Annotated in this window: 17 protein-coding genes; 13 read left to right on the forward strand and 4 right to left on the reverse strand. The window is 27.7% G+C overall.

The window, feature by feature from the left end; all coding sequences use genetic code 11:
* Positions 1–38 precede the first annotated feature (38 nt).
* The 10 genes from lepB to Q0J90_RS05855 all read left to right on the forward strand — a co-directional run bounded on the left by lepB (position 39) and on the right by Q0J90_RS05855 (position 11,370).
* Complete coding sequence (gene lepB / locus Q0J90_RS05810) at positions 39–1,088, forward strand: signal peptidase I (protein WP_367173852.1); 1,050 nt, start codon at positions 39–41, stop codon at positions 1,086–1,088.
* 11 nt (positions 1,089–1,099) lie between these two features.
* Positions 1,100–2,740 carry a hypothetical protein gene (locus tag Q0J90_RS05815; RefSeq protein ID WP_297277003.1) on the forward strand — a complete coding sequence of 547 codons (1,641 nt, stop codon included), beginning with the start codon at positions 1,100–1,102 and terminating at the stop codon, positions 2,738–2,740.
* A gap of 3 nt (positions 2,741–2,743) precedes the next feature.
* A complete protein-coding gene (gene queA / locus Q0J90_RS05820; RefSeq protein WP_297277004.1) occupies positions 2,744–3,820 on the forward strand; it encodes a tRNA preQ1(34) S-adenosylmethionine ribosyltransferase-isomerase QueA in 1,077 nt (358 codons plus the stop codon).
* 63 nt (positions 3,821–3,883) lie between these two features.
* Positions 3,884–4,909, forward strand: coding sequence for a galactose ABC transporter substrate-binding protein (locus tag Q0J90_RS05825; protein ID WP_297277005.1), 1,026 nt, complete (start codon positions 3,884–3,886; stop codon positions 4,907–4,909).
* Positions 4,910–5,039: 130 nt separating this feature from the next.
* On the forward strand, positions 5,040–6,074 hold the full coding sequence (locus Q0J90_RS05830) for a galactose ABC transporter substrate-binding protein (protein ID WP_297277006.1): 1,035 nt from the start codon (positions 5,040–5,042) through the stop codon (positions 6,072–6,074).
* 279 nt (positions 6,075–6,353) lie between these two features.
* Positions 6,354–7,370, forward strand: coding sequence for a galactose ABC transporter substrate-binding protein (locus Q0J90_RS05835; protein ID WP_367173849.1), 1,017 nt, complete (start codon positions 6,354–6,356; stop codon positions 7,368–7,370).
* Between the two features lie 126 nt (positions 7,371–7,496).
* The gene (locus Q0J90_RS05840) at positions 7,497–8,552 is read left to right on the forward strand and encodes a galactose ABC transporter substrate-binding protein (RefSeq protein ID WP_297277007.1); all 1,056 of its coding nucleotides are present in this window, start codon (positions 7,497–7,499) and stop codon (positions 8,550–8,552) included.
* Positions 8,553–8,658: 106 nt separating this feature from the next.
* Positions 8,659–10,158, forward strand: a complete 1,500-nt coding sequence (gene mglA / locus Q0J90_RS05845) for a galactose/methyl galactoside ABC transporter ATP-binding protein MglA (RefSeq protein ID WP_297277008.1) — start codon at positions 8,659–8,661, stop codon at positions 10,156–10,158.
* Between the two features lie 22 nt (positions 10,159–10,180).
* Entirely contained in the window at positions 10,181–11,203 is a 1,023-nt protein-coding gene (gene mglC, locus Q0J90_RS05850) for a galactose/methyl galactoside ABC transporter permease MglC (RefSeq protein WP_297277009.1), read from the forward strand.
* Between the two features lie 11 nt (positions 11,204–11,214).
* Positions 11,215–11,370, forward strand: a complete 156-nt coding sequence (locus Q0J90_RS05855; protein ID WP_169730121.1) for a hypothetical protein — start codon at positions 11,215–11,217, stop codon at positions 11,368–11,370.
* A 46-nt stretch (positions 11,371–11,416) separates the two neighbouring features.
* Here Q0J90_RS05855 and Q0J90_RS05860 read toward each other — a convergent pair whose 3' ends face one another.
* Together Q0J90_RS05860 and Q0J90_RS05865 are read right to left on the reverse strand one after the other, a co-directional pair.
* Positions 11,417–11,752 (reverse strand): META domain-containing protein, encoded by a 336-nt coding sequence (locus Q0J90_RS05860; protein ID WP_335823697.1) that lies wholly within the window; start codon positions 11,750–11,752, stop codon positions 11,417–11,419.
* Between the two features lie 83 nt (positions 11,753–11,835).
* The gene (locus Q0J90_RS05865) at positions 11,836–12,345 is read right to left on the reverse strand and encodes a GNAT family N-acetyltransferase (RefSeq protein WP_297277010.1); all 510 of its coding nucleotides are present in this window, start codon (positions 12,343–12,345) and stop codon (positions 11,836–11,838) included.
* A gap of 139 nt (positions 12,346–12,484) precedes the next feature.
* On the opposite strand from Q0J90_RS05865, the gene Q0J90_RS05870 reads away from it, so the two are divergent.
* Together Q0J90_RS05870 and Q0J90_RS05875 are read left to right on the forward strand one after the other, a co-directional pair.
* Positions 12,485–14,488: an FUSC family protein gene (locus tag Q0J90_RS05870; protein WP_297277011.1), complete on the forward strand. Its 2,004-nt coding sequence runs from the start codon at positions 12,485–12,487 to the stop codon at positions 14,486–14,488.
* 103 nt (positions 14,489–14,591) lie between these two features.
* Positions 14,592–15,248 carry a hypothetical protein gene (locus tag Q0J90_RS05875; RefSeq protein WP_297277012.1) on the forward strand — a complete coding sequence of 219 codons (657 nt, stop codon included), beginning with the start codon at positions 14,592–14,594 and terminating at the stop codon, positions 15,246–15,248.
* Here Q0J90_RS05875 and Q0J90_RS05880 read toward each other — a convergent pair whose 3' ends face one another.
* On the reverse strand, positions 15,249–16,412 hold the full coding sequence (locus Q0J90_RS05880; RefSeq protein ID WP_297277013.1) for a DUF6348 family protein: 1,164 nt from the start codon (positions 16,410–16,412) through the stop codon (positions 15,249–15,251).
* A gap of 13 nt (positions 16,413–16,425) precedes the next feature.
* Positions 16,426–17,733, reverse strand: coding sequence for a UDP-glucose/GDP-mannose dehydrogenase family protein (locus Q0J90_RS05885; protein WP_297277014.1), 1,308 nt, complete (start codon positions 17,731–17,733; stop codon positions 16,426–16,428).
* 153 nt (positions 17,734–17,886) lie between these two features.
* Between Q0J90_RS05885 and Q0J90_RS05890 the strand changes: the two genes are divergently transcribed.
* The gene (locus tag Q0J90_RS05890; RefSeq protein ID WP_297277015.1) at positions 17,887–20,301 is read left to right on the forward strand and encodes a chemotaxis protein CheA; all 2,415 of its coding nucleotides are present in this window, start codon (positions 17,887–17,889) and stop codon (positions 20,299–20,301) included.
* Positions 20,302–20,364 lie beyond the last annotated feature (63 nt).

Raw genomic sequence — 20,364 nt, forward strand, 5'->3', positions numbered from 1 at the left:
CATCAATATTCAATATTGCTTTGAGAGGGGTTAAATTAATGGAAAATCCTATAAAAAATATTACAGAAACAATAGTAGGCGAGTTCCGAAACATTAAACATACATTAAAAGAAATTTTATACGCGATAGTTATTGTACTTATAATAAATACTTTTCTAATACAGAATTATCAAATACCAACAGGCTCAATGATACCGATTATCATGCCTGGAGACAGGTTGTTTGCAAATAGATTTGTTTACGGGGTAAAATTACCTTTTACAGACGGACTTTTAGGATACAGACTCCCAAAAATTAAATCTCCTCAAAGGGGCGATTTGGTAGTATTCAGAGCACCTCCTTCAGCTTCTTTCGGATGTGAATCTGCTATGCCTTATTATGAGCCTTCTCCATTGGTGCAGTTTCTTAAATTACCTGTTATGATATTTTCTATAACACCTTTTACATGGGATCCTAGATTTTTATTTGCTGACTTTTTAGGAGAAAAACTTACAGGAGGAACGCATTTAGCACCTGCTCCTTTATTTTTTGGGCTTAAAACTGTAGATTTAGACCCTAGAAAAGAGTTTGTTAAGAGAGTTATAGCTACTGCGGGTGAAACTGTTGAGATTAGAGAAAAAAATATAGTTATAAACGGCAATCAAATAGAAGATAAATGGGGTTATTTCTTCTACGGAGACGATAGAGAATTTGTTCCTGTAATAGATATATACGGACCTATTTATGTACCAAAAAAAGGCGACGTTATAATATTTAAAAAAATAATTGATATACATGATTATTATAATGATCTTAGTTCATTTGAAGTATATATAAATGATAAAATTGTAAGCGATGATATAAAATTATGGTATTGGATGAATATATATGTTCCTAATGCTAAAGACAGACCAGATGAATATATATACAATGTTCCTGAAGATTATTTCTTTGTTATGGGAGATAATAGAGATCAAAGCTGCGACAGCAGAATGTGGGGACTTGTTCCTTATAGACATATTAAAGGTCAGCCGATGATTGCATGGATACAATCTAAAAGACCTGATGATGTTGAGCAGGGTTTCTTTAAGTATTTTATAATTAAATAAGAAAAATTATTATGTATGAACAAATTTCTCAAGATACTATAAAAGAATTATTAAAAATTTGGAAAGTGAAAAATATTGAAGAATTAAAAAATAAATCTTCAAATATTTCACTTGTTTCTTTTAAATTTTATAATTTATCAAAAGAATCTAAAAATATAATTCTTTATATATTAAAAAATGAGGCTAAGGAATTAAATTCTATAGATATAGCTTATTCTCTTAAATATACTCAAAAGCAAATACCTATGTTTTTTAATTCTGTAGATGAAATAAAGAAATCCGGTCTTTTGTATTTAAAAATAAAAAGAAGAAGATTAAATTCCCATGATGATACTTTGTATTTTCTTCCGGAAGTAAAGCCTATTATAGAAAACATTATATTAAAAGATTCTATTAAAATAACAAATTATATAGATGAATCTTATTCAGCTAATGTTTATAAAAAATATTTGCAGAAAATAATTAATATATATGAAAACGGCGGTATTTTAGAGTATTCCAAAACTAAGATAAATGATGATGAATTATTGGCTTTATGTAAGGCAAATATAGTTTCTGTTTATTTTGATAATGATTTTCTTGTATATATAGGCATTAATAACAGTAAGGTTTTAGAAAATTTAGAGAAAACTTTAAAAGAAAGTATAGATAGTTCTATATTTATATATAATCATTTTAATATATTAAATGATATAGAAACCTTTATATATGAATGCGATGTTCAGAAATTAACTATTAATGATATAGATATTAAATTTTTAACTAATAATTTAGAAGCATCTGCAATCTTTAATATATGCTTAAAACTCTCTTTAATAAAAGCTGATACTAAAGGATATATTTCGTTAGAATATGATAATATAAAAAAATATTTGTTAAACTCTATAGAAGAAAGAATGGAGCTTGTTTCAAAAAATATTTATAAAAATTATTCGGATTATTTTAAAAAAATATCAAAAATATTAGAAAATGGAGGCATATCTAAGTCAGCATTATATATAAAATTAAAAGATGAATTTAATATATCAATTTCTGCTGAAATGTATAATAATATAATATTTTCTATGTTTGTACTCGGTATTATAGAAGTATCCTTTTATGAGAATGCTATTTTAGCAGTAAGAAATTTTAAAAATAATGCTGCTGATAATAATAAAAAATGCTTTATTAATGGTAATTTTGAAATCAGTTTAATTAATCATTATCTATTTAATAATGATTTTATTTATATGTGTAATTTGTACTTTGATATAGATAAGCAGGAAACAGTTTACACCTATACTATGACTGAAGAGAGTATTTTAAGAGGCAAAACAATTATTAGCGATAATTCTTCTAAATATCATTTTGAAAATTTTTTAGAAATTTTAAAATCTGTATTAGAAGATAATAATGTTGAAATGCCTAAACATATAGAAACAAGCATTAGAAGATGGTATGACAGAGGTATTATTTCATCTGTATATGATAATGTTACTCTGGTTATTATAAAGGATTCAAATAAACTTGAAGAGATTATACATGAGGCAAAAAGAAAGGGCATATTAATGACAAAAATTAATGATGAATATGCTATAATAAAATCAAGTTCTGTTACAAAAAAGAATCTTACAAAATTTTTAAGACAGAGAAAAATAATAGTGACATTTTAAATTATGATAGATTATTTAAATAAAGAAACTTATAATTTTTATTTACCGGAAAATTTAATAGCCACAGAGCCTAATTATGAAAGAGATCATTGTAAATTAATGCTTTTAAATAAAAAAACAGGACAATTAGAGCATAAAATTTTTTCTGATATTATAGGCTATCTTAATAGTGATGATGTATTGGTATTAAATGACAGTAAAGTTATACCTGCTAGAATATATGCTAAAAAGAATACAGGCGGCGGTTCTGAAATACTGCTTTTAAATAAAATTAATAATGATGATAGCATTTGGGAATGTTTAATAAAGGGTAAAAATATAAAAGAAAATGATATATTATATATCAATTACAGTCATATAGAAAAAGTAGGAAATATAGAAGCCTTAATAGAAACAGATAATATATCTACAAAAATAATAAAATTTTCAAAACCATTAACATCTGATATTTTAAATAGCATAGGCAATGTTCCTCTTCCTCCGTATATTATTCAAAGCAGAAAGAAGAAAGGCGAGGAGGAATACAATGAAAAAGATAAAGAGTTCTATCAAAATGTATATGCTAAAAATGAAGGAAGTATCGCTTCTCCTACATCAGGGCTTCATTTTACATCAGAACTTTTAGAAAAAATAAAAAATATTGGTATAACAGTTTGCTATGTAACATTACATGTGGGATTTTCTACATTTAATCCTTTGAAAGAGGATGATTTACGCAATCATGTTATGCATGAAGAAAAATTTATAATACCTAATGAAAGTGCTGAAATAATACTAGATGCCAAAAAAAGCGGCAGAAGAATAGTATCATGCGGTACAACAGTTTCCAGAGTTTTGGAAAGCGAATACGAAAATTATAATTTTAAAAGATTGGAAGGTTCTACAAATATATTCATTTACCCGCCTTATAAATTTAAATGTGTTGATGCTTTAATAACTAATTTTCATACACCTCATTCAACTCTTTTGGCTATGGTTAGTGCTTTTGCCGGATATGATAATATAATGAATGCTTATAAAGAGGCTATTGCAGATAATTACAGATTCTTCTCTTACGGCGATGCTATGTTTATGTATTAAAAAATTATAATTACTTGACAATAAGCTCTATTGAACTATAATTTAAAAATAGGAGAATGAGAAATGATTAATAAAAAGGTATTTTTATTTATTTTATTTATAGTATTGTCATCTTCCATAGTGCTTTACACTCAAAAAAAGAATTCTTTAGTAGGCATAGCATTATATAGATATGATGATGATTATACAAAATATTTAAAGCTGTATTTAGAGAGGAATGCTAAAAATAATTTTTCTGTATTGATGGTTGATTCATATAATAGTCAGGCTACACAAAATGCTCAAATAGATATGTTTTTGAAGAAGAAGGTTAATATGCTTGCTATTAATCTAGTTGATAAGACTCAGGCACAAAAGATAATTGATAAAGTTAGTATTAATGATTTGCCTTTAATATTTTTTAATAGAGAGCCTGATTTAGATGCGATGAAAACTTATGATAAAGTATGGTATATTGGCGGTAAAAGTGATGAGGCAGGAATTGCACAGGGCAGATTAATAGCAGAGAGTTGGAAAAATCGTTTAAATTGGGATAAAAATGAAGATGGTAAAATACAATGTATCATAATAAAAGGCGATTTAAATGACAGAGATACATTTAATAGAACAGAATATATGAAAAAATATATTGCCTCCAATAATATGAAACTGGATATTTTAGCTGAAGTTCCTGCCATGTGGAAAAGAGAAAATGCTATGACTGCTGTTGAGGGATTATTTATTAAATATGGAAATAAAATAGAATATATAATTTGCAATAATGATTATATGGCTTTAGGAGCATTAGACGCTTTAAAGAAATATGGCTTTAACAACAGCAGCAGAATGCTTAATTATATACCTATAGTCGGCATAGACGGTATTTTAGCATGCTTGAATGAAATAAAAAATTATGGAATATTTGCTACAGTGCTTCAAAATCCATCTGCTCAGACTCAGGCATTATGTGCAGTTTCAAAGAATATAATGAGCGGAAAATCACCATTAGACGGAACTCATTTTAATTTTGATAACAGCAAATATATTTCAATACCATATATTCTAGTAACTGCATCAAATTTGGAAAAAGCTATAGGAATATATAAATAAATTATTGCAGTTTATTTGTATGATAAACTAAGCAATTTTTATTGACAAAAAATAATATTTTTTATTGACTTATTAATCTTTTTTTAATAAACTAAATTATAATTCATATATATGAAAATTGGAGTTTTTTATGAATAAGGGAATTTCTACTTTTTTGATTTTTTTATTATTAATTATTTTTGCTGTCGGATGTAATTCAAAATCAAACAATAAAGACGGCGGAATAGAAATAGGCATCACTATATACAGATATGATGATAATTTTATTTCATTTATGAGAAGAAATATTGAGTCATTATTAAACGGCAAGGCTAAATTTATAATGAATGACTCAGAAAATGATCAAGTTAAGCAAAATGATCAGGTTGATGCCGCTATTCAAAGAAATGTTGATGCCTTAGCTATTAATTTAGTTGATCCGGCATCAGCTAGTTTTATGATAAATAAGATAAAACCTACAGGAATACCGGTAATATTTTTTAATAAAGAACCAAGCAAAGAAGATATGATGCTTTATGATAAGGCATGGTATGTAGGTACTTTAAGTGAAGAATCCGGAAATATACAAGGTGAAATAGTTCTTAATTCTTGGACATCTAATAGTTCTTGGGATAAAAACGGTGATGGAAAAATACAATATGTTCTTTTAAAAGGGGAGGCAGGACACCCGGATGCTGAGGCTAGAACAGAGAGAATAAAAGCTGTTTTAGTTGATAATGGTATTGAAATAGAAAGTTTAGACGAACAAACAGCTAATTGGGATATACTTCAGTCACAGACTGTAACAGATGCTTGGATTAAAAAATATGGAAATAATATAGAATTTATATTTTCTAATAATGATGCTATGGCTTTAGGTGCTTTGAAATCTATTCAAAAAGAAGGATATAATATAGGAGACAGTAATAAATTTATCCCTATAGTTGGAGTTGATGCAATTCCTGAAGTTATTGAAGAAATTAAAAATGGTACTATTGTAGGTACTGTTTTACAAAGTCCTAAAGATCAGGCTCAGGCAATTGTTGATATGGTTATTAATGCTGCTAATGGCAAAGATGTGCTTGATGGAACTGAGTATAAATTAGATGATGTTAAAGCTGTGAGAGTTCCTTACAGAGCTATTACTTTAGAAAATATTAATGATGCTCTTGAGGCTTATAAATAATTATTTTACTATAGTAAATATTATGTTTTAATTTATTATAATTAATACATAATATATTATAAAAATAAATACATTGTGTATTAATAGGTGTAAATTTATTATATTTATAAATTAATACATCAATTGTACATAAATAAAAAATAGGCAATTATAGTATACTTGTTTGCTAAATTGTCTATTTTTTTATGTATAATTTTTTATAATTATTGTAAAAGCAGGATATTTTTATATAAATTTATTATAATAGTATAATAGAAATAAATTAATCAGGAGAAATATATGATAAAGAAAAATATTGCTGCCGTATTTGCCGCTATTATTTCAATAATATGTTTATATTCATGTTCATCGAATGAACCTTTTATAGGAGTTACAATATATAGCAGTGATGATGTTTTTGCAAATTATATTAAGGTTAATTTAGATAAAGCTTATTCAGGGAAAGTAAAATATATTATAAGCGATTCAAAAAACAGTCAAATTACTCAAAATGGTCAGATAGATCAATATATATCAAAAGGTGCTAAAGTTTTAGTTATAAATTTGGTAGATACTTATGCAGCTGATACAATAATTGATAAAGTTAAAGAACAAAATATACCAATAATATTTTATAATAAAGCTCCTGCTAAATCATCTATGGATAGTTATAAAAAAGTTTGGTATGTAGGTACTTATAGCGAAGAAGCAGCTAATATGCAGGGAAAAATAGTTGTGAATAGCTGGAATGCCAACCCTAGTTGGGATAAAAATGGTGATGGAAAGATACAATGTGTTATATTACAGGGTGAACCTGGACATTATGATACAGAAATTAGAACAAAAAATGTTATATCTTTTATTGAAAATAGCGGTTTAGAAGTAGAAGTATTATATCAAAAAACAGCTATGTGGGATAAGGAGAGAGCCAAAATGATTGTAGATGAATGGATGTCTGATAATTCAAATAGTAATTTAGAATATATTATTGCAAATAATGATTCTATGGCATTAGGGGCTTTAAATTCTATACAATCTATAGGGTATAATACAGGAGATTCAAATAAATATATTCCTATAGTTGGAATAGATGCTATAAATGAAGTTGTAGATGAAATAGTAAATGGTAATATTGTAGGTACAGTTCTTAATGATAGTTTTAGTCAGGCTAAAGCAGTTGCTGATTTATCTCTTAGTTTGTTTAATGGTAATGTAAATCCTATACTTGGCACTACTTGGACACTTGATAATAATAAATCGGTGAGAATTCATTATAAGCCTATAACATTGGAAAATTTGGATGAAATTAGAAGGTAGTGTTTTATAAAATTCTATTTGTATTAAATTAATGAGATTATTAGTATAATTTTGACTTGATTTAATAAATAAAATTTATATACTTAATCTTAGAGAATATTAATTAATTTAAGGAGTTTTCATACTATGAAAAAATCACTTATTGCTATGGGAGCATTAATAATGTCTTCTATTTTCGTAATGTCATGCGGCGGCGGACAGGCTTCATCCTCTTCTACTACTGCTACAGATGGTCCTACTATCGGAGTAACAATTTACCGTTATGATGATAACTTTATGTCTTTCTACAGAAGAAACATTGAAAGCAGAATGAGCGGAAAAGCAAATTTGATAATCAATGATTCACAAAATAACCAAGCTCAGCAAAATGACCAAGTTGATGTAATGCTTAATAAAGATGCAAAAGTTTTAGCTATTAATTTAGTAGACCCTCAGGCTGCTCAAACTATAATAGATAAAGCTAAAGCTAAAGAAATACCTGTTGTATTCTTTAACAAACAGCCTAGTGCTGAAGCTATGGCTAGCTATGATAAAACTTGGTATGTAGGTACTACTCCTGAAGAATCAGGTGCTATGCAGGGTAAAATCGTTGTAGATACTTGGAAAGCTAATCCTGCTTGGGATAGAAACGGCGATGGTAAAATACAATATGTATTATTAAAAGGCGAACCAGGACACCCAGATGCTGAAGCTAGAACTAGTTATGTTACTTCATATATCGTTAGCAATAATATTCAACTAGAAAGATTAGAACCAGAACAAACAGCTATGTGGGATACTGCAAAAGCTAAAGATATAGTTGATGCTTGGATGCAGAAACATGGCGATAAAATAGAATATATTTTCTGTAATAATGATGCTATGGCTTTAGGTGCTTTACAATCAGTACAAGCTTTAGGATATAACAAAGAAGGCGATACTAATAAATATATACCTATAGTTGGTGTTGATGCTATTCCTGAAATGATTAATGAAATCAAAAAAGGAACTGTAGCAGGTTCTGTTCTTAATGACCCAGTTGGCCAATCTCAGGCTTTAGTAGACATTTCTTTGAATGTCGCTGCTGGTAAAGATCCATTAGATGGTACTACTTGGACTTTGGACGAAGTTAAAGCAGTTCGCGTTCCTTATGTTCCTATAACTAAAGATAATGTAAATGTAGCTGAAGAAGCTTATAAATAATAAATAGTTTGTTATTGACAGGGATATTTTTTAATATCCCTGTTTTTTTAAAAGGGTTTTTAGTATATTATTATTTTTTTAGTTATTTTGTAAAGGTTTAATATATATGGATAAAAAAGTTATTCTTGAAATGAAAGGTATTTCAAAGTCTTTCCCTGGTGTTAAAGCGTTGGATGATGTTCAGCTTACCGTAAGAGAAGGCGAAGTTGTGGCACTTATGGGTGAAAATGGTGCTGGTAAATCTACTTTAATGAAATGTCTATTTGGTATATATCATAAAGATAGCGGAGTAATATTATTGGATGGTAAAGAGGTAAATTTTACTTCACCTAAGCAGGCTTTAAATAATGGTGTTGCTATGGTGCATCAAGAATTAAATCAGGTTAGACAGAGAAATGTGTCTGATAATATATGGCTTGGTAAATATCCTACTAAATTTGGATTAGTTGATGAAAAGAAAATGTATGATGATACTAAAGCTATATTTGATGATTTGGAAATACCTTTGGATCCTAGAACAAAAGTTTCTACATTATCCGTATCTGAAATGCAAATGGTTGAAATAGCTAAAGCTGTTTCATATAATTCTAAAATATTGGTATTGGATGAACCTACAAGTTCATTAACAGAAAAAGAAGTAGCTAAATTATTTAAAATCATACGCAAACTTCAAAGCAGAGGTGTTGGTATGATTTATATATCACACAAAATGGAAGAAATTTTGCAAATATCTGATGAAGTTACAATAATGAGGGATGGAAAATATGTAGCTACAACTCCGGCAAAGGAATTGACAACTGATATGATAATTAAGCAGATGGTTGGAAGAGATTTAACTAATCGTTTTCCTGAAAAGACAAATGTTCCAGGAGAAAATATTTTAGAAATAAAAGATTTTACAGCATTTTATCAGCCTTCACTTAAGGAAGTTAATTTTAGTGTAAGAAAAGGAGAGGTATTTGGAATTGCAGGACTTGTAGGAGCTAAAAGAACTGAAGTTTTAGAAAGTATATTTGGAATGAGAACTTTATCTTCAGGTCATGTGCTTAAGATGGCTCATGAAGTTAACAATTCTTCTACTAGAAAAGCAATAAAAAACGGTTTTGCTTTGGTTACTGAAGAGAGGAGACAAACCGGAATATTTGGAATGCTCTCTATCAATTTTAATTCTACAATAGCTAATATTGATAATTATAAAAATAAATTTGGATTTTTAGATGATAAAAAGATGCGTGAAGATACTAAATGGGTAATAGAGAGTATGCAGGTAAAAACTCCTTCTGATAAAACTGCAATACAATCTTTATCAGGAGGTAATCAGCAGAAGGTTATTTTAGGAAGATGGCTTTTAAGCAAACCGGATATTCTTATGCTTGATGAACCTACACGCGGTATTGATGTAGGTGCTAAATATGATATATACAGACTTATTATAGATTTAGCTACTGTTGGAAAAGCTGTAATAGTGGTTAGTTCTGAAATGCCTGAATTATTAGGTATAACTGATAGGATTATGGTTATGAGCAATGGACGTGTTGCCGGAATTGTGGAAACTAAAAATACTAATCAGGAAGAAATTATGGCATTGTCTGCTAAATATTTATAATTTAACTAAAAAAGGAATAATCATGGATAATAATAAAATAAACATTAAAACTATTAAATCATTTGTATTAAACAATGCTATATTTGCGGCATTACTCTTAATAATTATAGGTATTATCATTAAAGACCCTAGTTTCTTCAAATTAAGTAACTTCTTAAATATATTTGCTCAGGCTTCTACTCGTATGATAATAGCTGTAGGTATTGGTACTCTTTTAGTAACTCAAGGTAACGACTTAGGTGCTGGTAGAGCTGTTGGACTTGCTGCTGTTGTAAGTGCTTCACTTTTACAATCTACTACTAACCCTACTAGAATGTATCCTGATTTACCTGTACTTCCTGTTATACTTCCTATACTTTTCGTTATGCTTATACTTATGGTATTTGGACTTATAAATGGTTTTATCATTTCTAAACTTTATGTAACTCCATTTATTGCTACTTTAGGTATGCAGCTTATACTTTATGGTGTAACTAGTACTTATTTTGACAGACCTCCTTATGGTGCTCAGCCTATCGGAGGACTTGATCCTAGATTTAGTAATCTTGCTTTGGGGGGTATAAAAATAGGAAACTATACTATTTCATACCTAATTATATTTGCTATTATAATAACTGCTATAATGTGGATTATTTGGAATAAAACTAAGTTAGGTAAAAACATATTTGCTGTTGGAGGCAACCCTGAAGCTGCTGCAGTTTCTGGTGTAAATATTCCTCTTACTCTTATGATAGTTTATACTATGGCTGGTGCTTTATATGGTATAGCTGGTTCATTAGAGGTTGCTCGTGTTGGTTCTGCTACTAACAACTTGGGTAACGGTTATGAGCTTGACGCTATTGCTGCTTGTGTAGTTGGAGGAGTTTCATTCTCTGGCGGTATTGGTTCTATCTTAGGTATTGTATCTGGAGTATTAATATTCCAAGTTATTAACTATGGTATGACATTTGTTGGTATTTCTCCGTACATGCAGTATATAATTAAAGGTGCTATAATTATAGCTGCTGTTGCTGTTGATACGCAGAAATATTTGAAAAAAGTATGATGGATTTTATTATGGAATATGATAATAATAATGATCCTTTTAGAAGAGAGTTTAATAAAAAGGAAACTAGAAAACGTACTCTAAAATCTTGGATATTCTTAGGTTTTATATTTATGATATTTTTAGTTGCCGAGTTTATTAGATATATAATGAGTATAATTTATTAATGAAATATTAAAGGCTGTGCTGATAATTTTATTAGTGCAGCCTTTTTTATTCTTCTATTTCTTCATAAATAAGCGGTTCATCAATGAATGTTGTGTATATTAAAAGTTTATTATTTTCTACTTTAAAAGAGTATGCTGTTTGAAGTATTGATATATAATCTCCTTCAGCTTTTCTTTTTTGAGCATTATCAGTTTTTCTTGTAGTTTTTATCATATCTATTGAAATTAAGTCGCCTTTAATTGTACAATTAGCCCAATAATCATTTATAGCTGATTTCCCGTAAATTTTATTATTATCTATACTTATAGTAATATTCATAGCCGTATGCATATTTATAAGTTTATAAACTTTTACTTTTTCTACAGTTTCCGGATGCTCCACTGGCGATGACTTAAGACAATAGGAACATGAGATTAATGGATGGGACATTAATAATGTAATACAAAATATTATTTTTGCTAAGTTTAAAATAATGTAAGCTCTCCTTCTTTGCTTCCGCCTCCGGTAAGATCTTCAAATGTATCAATACCGCCTGCATTGTTTCCATCATCAAATGCACCGGATGAATTTCCTTTAAGTACATCTTCAAATATTGGAGAACTTATTAACCTAGTATAAGCCTGATTTTGATTTTTCTCAAACTGAATATTAGGGTTTGTTTTAATGGCATGTGTTAATAACAATTTGGCAAATCCATTCCTTCTATACGGATAATTTACATATATGTATTTTAATACATTATCTTTAGATATATAATAATATCCATGTATTCTTCCATCTATGGTTAATAGTCCTATATTAGTATTGTTAGTATGAAGTATTTTAAAGAAATGGGGTTCTGTATAAACTATTTCTTTATTATCCTTTATTTTTATATTACGTATAAAATTTTCTAATTCATTTCTGTATATACTATTATATTCTATAACCACTACTGATGGATATTCTTCATGTTCTATAATTGTAGCTGGCATATAATTAATCCCCCAAGATTAGATACAATATATTATTTTTTAATATCGACAATACTTAATTTTTTATTGACTATTTTATATTTATAATATAGTCTTTTATATAAGTATAATAAAAATTAAAATATATTCAATAGTTTATATGTTTATTTTTGATAAAACTTTTTACAAAAAACAAATAAATATTTTAAAAGCATTCTTTTTTAGAGCATTGGATTTTATTCCTAGCGTGATTACAGGAATGTTTGTACTTGTCATATCGAATAATCTATTTGGAAGAGAAAATTCTACTATAGGTATAATTACTATATTTATATGTGCATTTATGAGGCAAAGTTTTACAGTTTCATCTTTTCCTATGACATCATTTATAATATTGCTTCTTGGATTTTTAGCTACTATAGCAGAACAAAATATAGTTTTTATAGTGTTATTTAATTTTATAGTTCCTTTCTGCATAGTTTTTTTGTTATCCGATGATTTTGTACCTAGAAATTATTTTATATATGGATTTTGTTATGTATTGCTGCAGGCTTATAATATACCAATATCTAATATACATTTAAGAATGGAAGCTATACTTACAGCATTATTAATATCATTTATATTTTTAGTATTAAATAAATTTTTAAATAGACATAAAGTATCAAATGATCTTGCATTTAACAGTATTCGCATAATAAATAAAAAATTATTATCCTTATCAAATAAATCATGTTCTTTAAGAAGGGGAAAAAATGATGAATTATTTTCTATAATCAATTCTTATACCTCATCTATATATGTGGATTCATTAAAAAGACACGGTATAATGAATAATGGAAATATTAATCATTTTGAATTAGTTTTATTTTTAGAAGAAATAAATCAATTAATAAATAAAGAATATGAGAAAGTAAATATTTTAAGCGATGATGATTTAAATTATTTTTTACAGCTTTCAAAATTGCTTGACAGAATAGCTAACTTACTTAAGCATGATATATCAAAACAGGAAAAAGATTTTAATTCTGTTATTTCCGGTATTAAATATTTTTATGATAATTATTATTTAAGTGATGAAAAATCTAATTATGAGTGGATATATGCTATAAGAAAATTACATAGAATATTGTATAAAATGTTTGAAAATAAAAAAGATGATTTAGAAATAAAAAGAGTATTTAATTTAAAGTTTATAAGATTAAAAAAAGAATTCAATATAAATAAATGTCATTTCAGATTTGCTTTAAAAATGGGAATAATAATGTGTATATCTTTTACTATAAGATATTTTCTTCCAGAAGGAATTGCTGTAAGGGGTTATTGGCTTCCTATACTTTCTTATATTATGCTTTATCCTTTTTATGAAGAACAAAAAGCTAATTTGAAAATAGATGTATTTGGTAATTTTATAGGAGTAATAATATTTGCTGCTGTTTTTAGATATGTTCCAAATGCGATTATTATACCTTCCATAGGCGTATGTTTTGTTTTATCTATGTCTTCTATCAATGGATTTTTCAAAAAGATATACGGTACAATATCAGCTTTAATATCATCATTTCCGTATATGGGAAGATTAGTTTCAACATCATCAAGAGTAGGATTTATACTTATAGCATTATCTATTGTATGGATATTCGATCATTTTATTATAAAAACTGAAAGTCATAAAGGTATGGTTGATAAAATAAGCGAACTTATAGAAATAGATACAATACTTATAAATCAAATAAAAAAAGCTATTAACAATGAAGATACATCAGAATATTTATATGAAATAATATTAAAAGCGTATATGATAAAGAATAATATTATTATACATGAAAAGAATCAAACAAGATACAAAGGAACACCAATAACAGATTCATTAATTGAAAGCAATAGAAAATTTATAGTAGAAGCAGAGCAAATAATATCTTTAATAAAAACTTATAATAGGGAAGAAGATAGACAGAATATGCTTATATTTATAGAACAAATAGCTAATATTTTAGGAAATACTGCTAAACTTTTTAGAAATGAAATAAATGATTTCAATGAAGAAAATAAAATAAAAACAATAGAAAGTGATTCTTATATATTTCATAGATTAGAAAATTGTTTTGATAGTATAAATTCTATTAATAATTCTATAAAAAATAATATCAGCAATATATTTTAATAATTACATTTATATATATACTAGGGGATATGTCAATATATAATTTGAATTAAATGTATTTATATCTATAATTCATACAAATATAAAAATATGGATTAAAGATATGAAAAAATTTATTTTTTTATTTGTATTAATTATAACAATATCATCAAATGCATTTTCTCAATTAGGGTTTTTTAGTTTAGGATATATACTTCCTTTAGGCGGAAGTTTGCCTTCGTATTATATAGGTAATCAAAAGAATATTTATAAATCTCAATCAGCTTTTGAAGTAGGTTTGTTACTGCAGCCTACATATAACTTTATTTTAGGAAAAAATGTTATATTAGGTTTAGGTATGGATTTAGGGTATCAAAGAGACAGCTATAGATTTATAGACAATATAGACGGACAGAAATATACTCATGTTTTTGATAGTTTAAATATAGGAGGATATTTTGAAACTATGTTTGCCCGTATGTTTATGGTAGGTTTAGGCGGAGGTGTAAAAGTTCCTCTTGGAGGAAGCTATAGATATGATTATATAATAGAAGTTTTGAATTACAGCAGACTCAAAAGCAGATTTGATACTATAGTAATACCTTATATAAAATTTCTTGTAGGTATGAAAACGTTTGTAAGTTTTAGCGGAATTAGTTTGAGTTTTTATGTTAATTATGATTTTCCTGTAATGAAATATAAAAGAACATCTGTTCAGTTCTCATCTGTGGATTTAGGAGTACAAATAGGATTATATTTTTCAAATTTATCTTATGAATAATTATATAAACTTATAATCAGATGTGAAATTAAATGTATTGTATATATATATTTCATTCATACGAATATTCGGCTTATTCTGCATGGTTTCATATATCATATTGTAGGAATTGCTTAGATGAACTAATTCATTAAATGTTTCTTTTTTGAAAATATTATTGGAGAATCCGTCCATTAATGCATCTTCAATATATTTATAGCTTGTAAACTGGTATTTTAATATTTTGTAGCTGTTTGAATTTATATTTACATTAACTCTTTCATCAAAAATAACATCTTTGAATGCATTTTCTGCACATATTTCAGGTATAAAGTTTATAATTTCCTCTCTTATATTGCTGTCTGGAATTATATTTTCTATACTATTTATAAATTTTTCATAATCTCCATTGGAATTTTCAAATTCCAACACATACTCTATAACAAAATATTCTATTTCTTCTTTAGAATACGGATATTTTTTATAAGTTGTATCGGATTGAAGTATAAAGAAAAATTGTTTTATTGAAAAAAATTCTCCGTTATTATCCCATTTCATTATTTCATTTTTAATACAATTTTCTAATGTTTTATTATTGATATTATTTATAGTGCACTCTACAATAACATCTCCATTAGGCATTTTAGCTCCATAAGTCTTTATAAAATTAACTCTATCATTTCTAAGTATAAAAGGCACATCTTCATGTATAGCATTCCATAAAAAACTTGAATATCCATTTTCTCCGTCAAATCCGACATAGTCCTCATAAGCATCTTCTTTATTATCTATGTTTCCAAGTCCAATCATAGGGCTTTCGCATACTGTAAAACTTTTCTTTTTATCAAGAATATATGTTTCTATTTCATGATGATAAATACCGTTTAAAAAATCTAAAATACCCTGTAGAGGACAATATACAAAATTATCAGAAGCTATCATTATAGCTTTATATTCATCTGCTGCTATGCTTGAAGATGATTCAAAAAATATATTATCGAATAGAGGAGCTTTAACATAGAAGTAAACAGAACATAATACGCTGTTTTTTCTTTCAAGCTGTACTATTTCAGGTTCTACAATAATATCATAGCTTAGAAATCTTATATGATTATTTTCTATTTTATTTTTTTCAGTAATAGTTCTATGAAGTCTATTCAATAATACATTTTTATATTTATTCATAAAATTATTTTATTTAATCTTCTGCAACACCTAAAGAAATATATTTTATGCCTCTTTTATTCATTCTAGTTTTATCGTATTGATTTCTGCCGTCAAATATTATAGGCTCTTTTAATAATTCTTTTATTTTATCAAAACTAGGTCTTCTAAATTCATTCCATTCTGTAACTAAAATTAAAGCATCTGCATTTGATAAGGCATCATAAGCATTTTCAGCATAATATATTTTATCTCCGAATATAGCTTTAGCACTGTCAAATGCTTTAGGATCATAGGCTCTTATACTTGCTCCGGAATCTAACAGCATATTAATAATTGTTATAGCAGGAGCCTCTCTCATATCATTGGTTCTAGGTTTAAATGCTAATCCCCATAAAGCAAAAACTTTTCCTTTAATATCATTGTTATAATGTTTCAATATTTTATTTACAAATATTTTTCTTTGATTGATATTAACTTGATGAGTGGCTTTAAGTAAATCTGAATTAATTCCATAATCAGAAGCTGTTTTTATTAATGCCTGTACATCTTTAGGGAAACAGCTTCCGCCGTATCCTAATCCGTGAAATAAGAATTGATTTCCTATTCTTTTGTCGCTTGACATACCAATTCTTACTAAATCAGCATTTGCTCCCACTTTTTCGCATATATTGGCTATTTCATTAGCAAATGATATTTTTGTTGCTAAAAATGCATTTGCAGCATATTTTGTCATTTCAGCAGAACGTACATCCATTATTATGATAGGATTTCCTGTTCTTGTAAAAGGATTATAAATGTCTCTCATTATATCTATTGCTTTTTCACTATTGGAACCTATAACAACTCTTTCAGGCTTTAAGAAATCATCAACTGCAGCACCTTGTTTTAAAAATTCAGGATTAGATACAACATCAAATTCACCTTTATAATTTTTCTTTATTTCATCTTCAACTAATTTATGAGTTCCTACAGGTACAGTAGATTTATCAACTATTACTTTATATCCATTCATAGCTTTTCCTATATCATTAGCTACAGAAAGTACGAAACTTAAATCGCAGCTTCCATCATCTCCTGAAGGCGTTCCTACAGCTATAAAACAAGCAATAGATTTTTGTACAGCATAAGCCAAATCATTTGTAAACTCTAATCTTCCTTCAGATACATTAGAAACTATAAGTTCTTCTAATCCAGGTTCATAAAGAGGAGTAATACCATTTTTTAATTTTTTTAGTTTTTCTTCATCATTGTCTACACATGTAACATAATTACCCATTTCTGCAAGGCAGGCACCTGTAATAAGTCCTACATAACCAGTACCTATTATACATATTTTCATTTTTTACTCCTTTAAAATAAATATATAGACATTTAATTATTTTTATCATATAATAAATTATTATATTTTCAAGTAAAATATTATTTACTATAGACATTTTTAGGTTTTTCCGATAATATATAGTAAGATTTTCGATTTTTATGGGGCGTTTAGATGGATGATTATATAAAAAGCCTGCTCAAAGATTTCTTTGAAGAAGCATTCGAGATGCTTGACAGACTTGAGCAAAATATACTTATTTTAGATAATGAAAGAAACAATGATGATGCAATACAGGAAATATTCAGAGCAGTTCATACTTTAAAAGGAAGTGCAGGTGCTGTAGAATTAGTTGAAACACAAAAATATGCTCATAGATTTGAAGATTTGCTTGATTTAATAAGAAACAATAAAATAGAAGTAGATGATGCCACTATAGATGTTCTTTTAAAAGGTATAGATATATTAAAAGATTTGATTAATACAGCAAGCGAAGAAAGTGAATATTCAGGGGATATAGAAGCAGAAATAAAAAAACTAGAAGACTTTAAAAATATGAAATTAGGGGCAGGGCCTGCTCCGTCTTCCGGAGGAGATACTCCTGCATCAGATTCAAATGCCGCTTCTTCAGCAGCTCCTGAAGCTGAAAAGAAAATAAATAAATATGAACTTCTTCCTAATGATAGTGATTTGCTTGGTATAATCAGAGATAATGTAGAAGAAAATGTAAAAACTAAATTAGTACATGTAAGTTTTGACCCGGAAAGCCCTATGAGAACAGTTGGAGGGGTTCAAGTATTTGTAGCCCTTAAAGATGTAGGGGAAATAATGGGTAGTATTCCTCCGCTTGAAACTTTGGAAGGCGATGAGTTCTATGAGCATGTTACATATATACTTGCCGCTGTTAAAGAAGATCAAACTATAATAGATGCCATTACTTTGCCTGATGTTACTAAAGAAATATCAATAGAAGAAATAATACTTGAAGAATATGAAAAATTCCTTCAGGATAAAAAACAAAAAGAAGATGCCCAAAAAGCAAAAGAGGCTGCTTCTCCTGCCAATGCTGCTAAGAAACCTGATGCGTCTAAAGGCGGAAAAGACCATAAAACAGAAAGACAAAGTTCATTTCTTAGAGTTGAAAGCGATAGAATTGATGCCATGATGAACCAGGTGGGTGAGCTTGTAACAAATAAAAGTTCTTATGTTCAATATGATGATGATTTTACTTCATATAATAAAATAATAGGCAATGGTATAAATGAGGTAAAAAGATATTATAGAGACAGTATTGTTCAAATACTTAGAAAATTTGAAGAATACATGCAGAAAAAAGAAATTAAAGAAATTAGAAATATATATTTGGATGGTTTTAATGATAAACTTTCAGAATTAGTAAAAATGGAAGAAGAGTTTAAAACCACTTTAGATAAATTTAGAAATTCATATCAGCTTCTTACAAGAGTAACTAATGAGCTTCAGGAAACTGTAATGAAAATAAGGATGCTTCCTATAGCACAAACATTCAACAGATTTCCTCGTTTAATTAGAGATTTATCAAGAGATTTAGGAAAAGAAGTTAAATTAGAAATGTACGGAGAGGAAACAGAGTTAGATAAATCTGTTATCGAAGTATTAGTAGACCCATTAGTTCATATTATAAGAAATGCTATGGATCATGGTATAGAATTACCTGAAGATAGAGAAAAAGCAGGAAAGCCTAGAATGGGTACAGTTGTTTTAAGTGCTTCGCATGAAGGTAACTTAATCATAATTAAAATATCTGATGACGGTAAAGGAATGATACCTCAGAAAATATTTGAAAGTGCTGTTAAAAAAGGGCTTGTATCTGCAGATGCTAAATTATCAGAAAAACAAATGCTTGAATATATATTTGCTCCTGGTTTTTCTACCGCAGCTAAAATTACCAATGTATCAGGAAGGGGCGTTGGTATGGACGTTGTTAAGAAAAGTTTGGAAAAAATTAATGGTACAGTTGGTATAGAAACAGAGTGGGGTAAGGGTTCTACATTCTTCCTTAGAATACCTCTTACAGTTGCTATTATTCAGGCTCTTATCGTTGATGCGGAAAAAGAATATTATGCAGTTCCTATTAATAGTATATTGGAAACTGTAAAAATAGATGTTAAAGATATTCAGGAATTAGAAGGTATAGAGGTAATAAAAGTAAGAGATGATGTTATTAATGTATTAAGTATTAAAGAATTATTCAGACTTCCTTCAAGATACGATAATATAAAATCATATTATGCCGTTATACTTTCTTCTGAGGGTAAGAAAGTTGCTTTACTTGTTAATAACTTAATAGGTGAGCAGGATATAGTTATTAAAACATTAAAAGATAGTATCACAAAAAGCGAAGGTTTAGCAGGTGCTACAGTTTTGGGTGATGGTACTGTAAGCTTTATTTTGGATATTCAAACAATAGTAAGTCTTGGTACTAAGAGAATAATAGAAAGAGGAAAAGTGTCTAATTCTTCATCATCTAAAAATGATTTGAGAAGCTTTATAGAAAAATTAAAGAATAATGAAATACCTGAAGCTAATGCTGCAAAAAATAATGAATAAAATTATATAGTTATAATAAATAAAAGCAAGAAACTAAAATTAATAGTTACTTGCTTTTTAAAT

The sequence above is a fragment of the uncultured Brachyspira sp. genome (assembly GCF_944390595.1).
Lineage (GTDB): Bacteria > Spirochaetota > Brachyspiria > Brachyspirales > Brachyspiraceae > Brachyspira.

Bases quoted from the DNA above. Each gene is read 5' to 3' on its own strand.
- Q0J90_RS05830 (WP_297277006.1), top strand. From the start codon at position 5,040: ATGAATAAGGGAATTTCTACTTTTTTGATTTTTTTATTATTAATTATT.
- Q0J90_RS05890 (WP_297277015.1), top strand. From the start codon at position 17,887: ATGGATGATTATATAAAAAGCCTGCTCAAAGATTTCTTTGAAGAAGCA.
- Q0J90_RS05885 (WP_297277014.1), bottom strand. From the start codon at position 17,733: ATGAAAATATGTATAATAGGTACTGGTTATGTAGGACTTATTACAGGT.
- mglA (WP_297277008.1), top strand. From the start codon at position 8,659: ATGGATAAAAAAGTTATTCTTGAAATGAAAGGTATTTCAAAGTCTTTC.
- queA (WP_297277004.1), top strand. From the start codon at position 2,744: ATGATAGATTATTTAAATAAAGAAACTTATAATTTTTATTTACCGGAA.
- mglC (WP_297277009.1), top strand. From the start codon at position 10,181: ATGGATAATAATAAAATAAACATTAAAACTATTAAATCATTTGTATTA.
- Q0J90_RS05855 (WP_169730121.1), top strand. From the start codon at position 11,215: ATGGAATATGATAATAATAATGATCCTTTTAGAAGAGAGTTTAATAAA.
- Q0J90_RS05880 (WP_297277013.1), bottom strand. From the start codon at position 16,412: ATGAATAAATATAAAAATGTATTATTGAATAGACTTCATAGAACTATT.
- lepB (WP_367173852.1), top strand. From the start codon at position 39: ATGGAAAATCCTATAAAAAATATTACAGAAACAATAGTAGGCGAGTTC.
- Q0J90_RS05825 (WP_297277005.1), top strand. From the start codon at position 3,884: ATGATTAATAAAAAGGTATTTTTATTTATTTTATTTATAGTATTGTCA.
- Q0J90_RS05815 (WP_297277003.1), top strand. From the start codon at position 1,100: ATGTATGAACAAATTTCTCAAGATACTATAAAAGAATTATTAAAAATT.
- Q0J90_RS05875 (WP_297277012.1), top strand. From the start codon at position 14,592: ATGAAAAAATTTATTTTTTTATTTGTATTAATTATAACAATATCATCA.
- Q0J90_RS05870 (WP_297277011.1), top strand. From the start codon at position 12,485: ATGTTTATTTTTGATAAAACTTTTTACAAAAAACAAATAAATATTTTA.
- Q0J90_RS05835 (WP_367173849.1), top strand. From the start codon at position 6,354: ATGATAAAGAAAAATATTGCTGCCGTATTTGCCGCTATTATTTCAATA.
- Q0J90_RS05840 (WP_297277007.1), top strand. From the start codon at position 7,497: ATGAAAAAATCACTTATTGCTATGGGAGCATTAATAATGTCTTCTATT.
- Q0J90_RS05865 (WP_297277010.1), bottom strand. From the start codon at position 12,345: ATGCCAGCTACAATTATAGAACATGAAGAATATCCATCAGTAGTGGTT.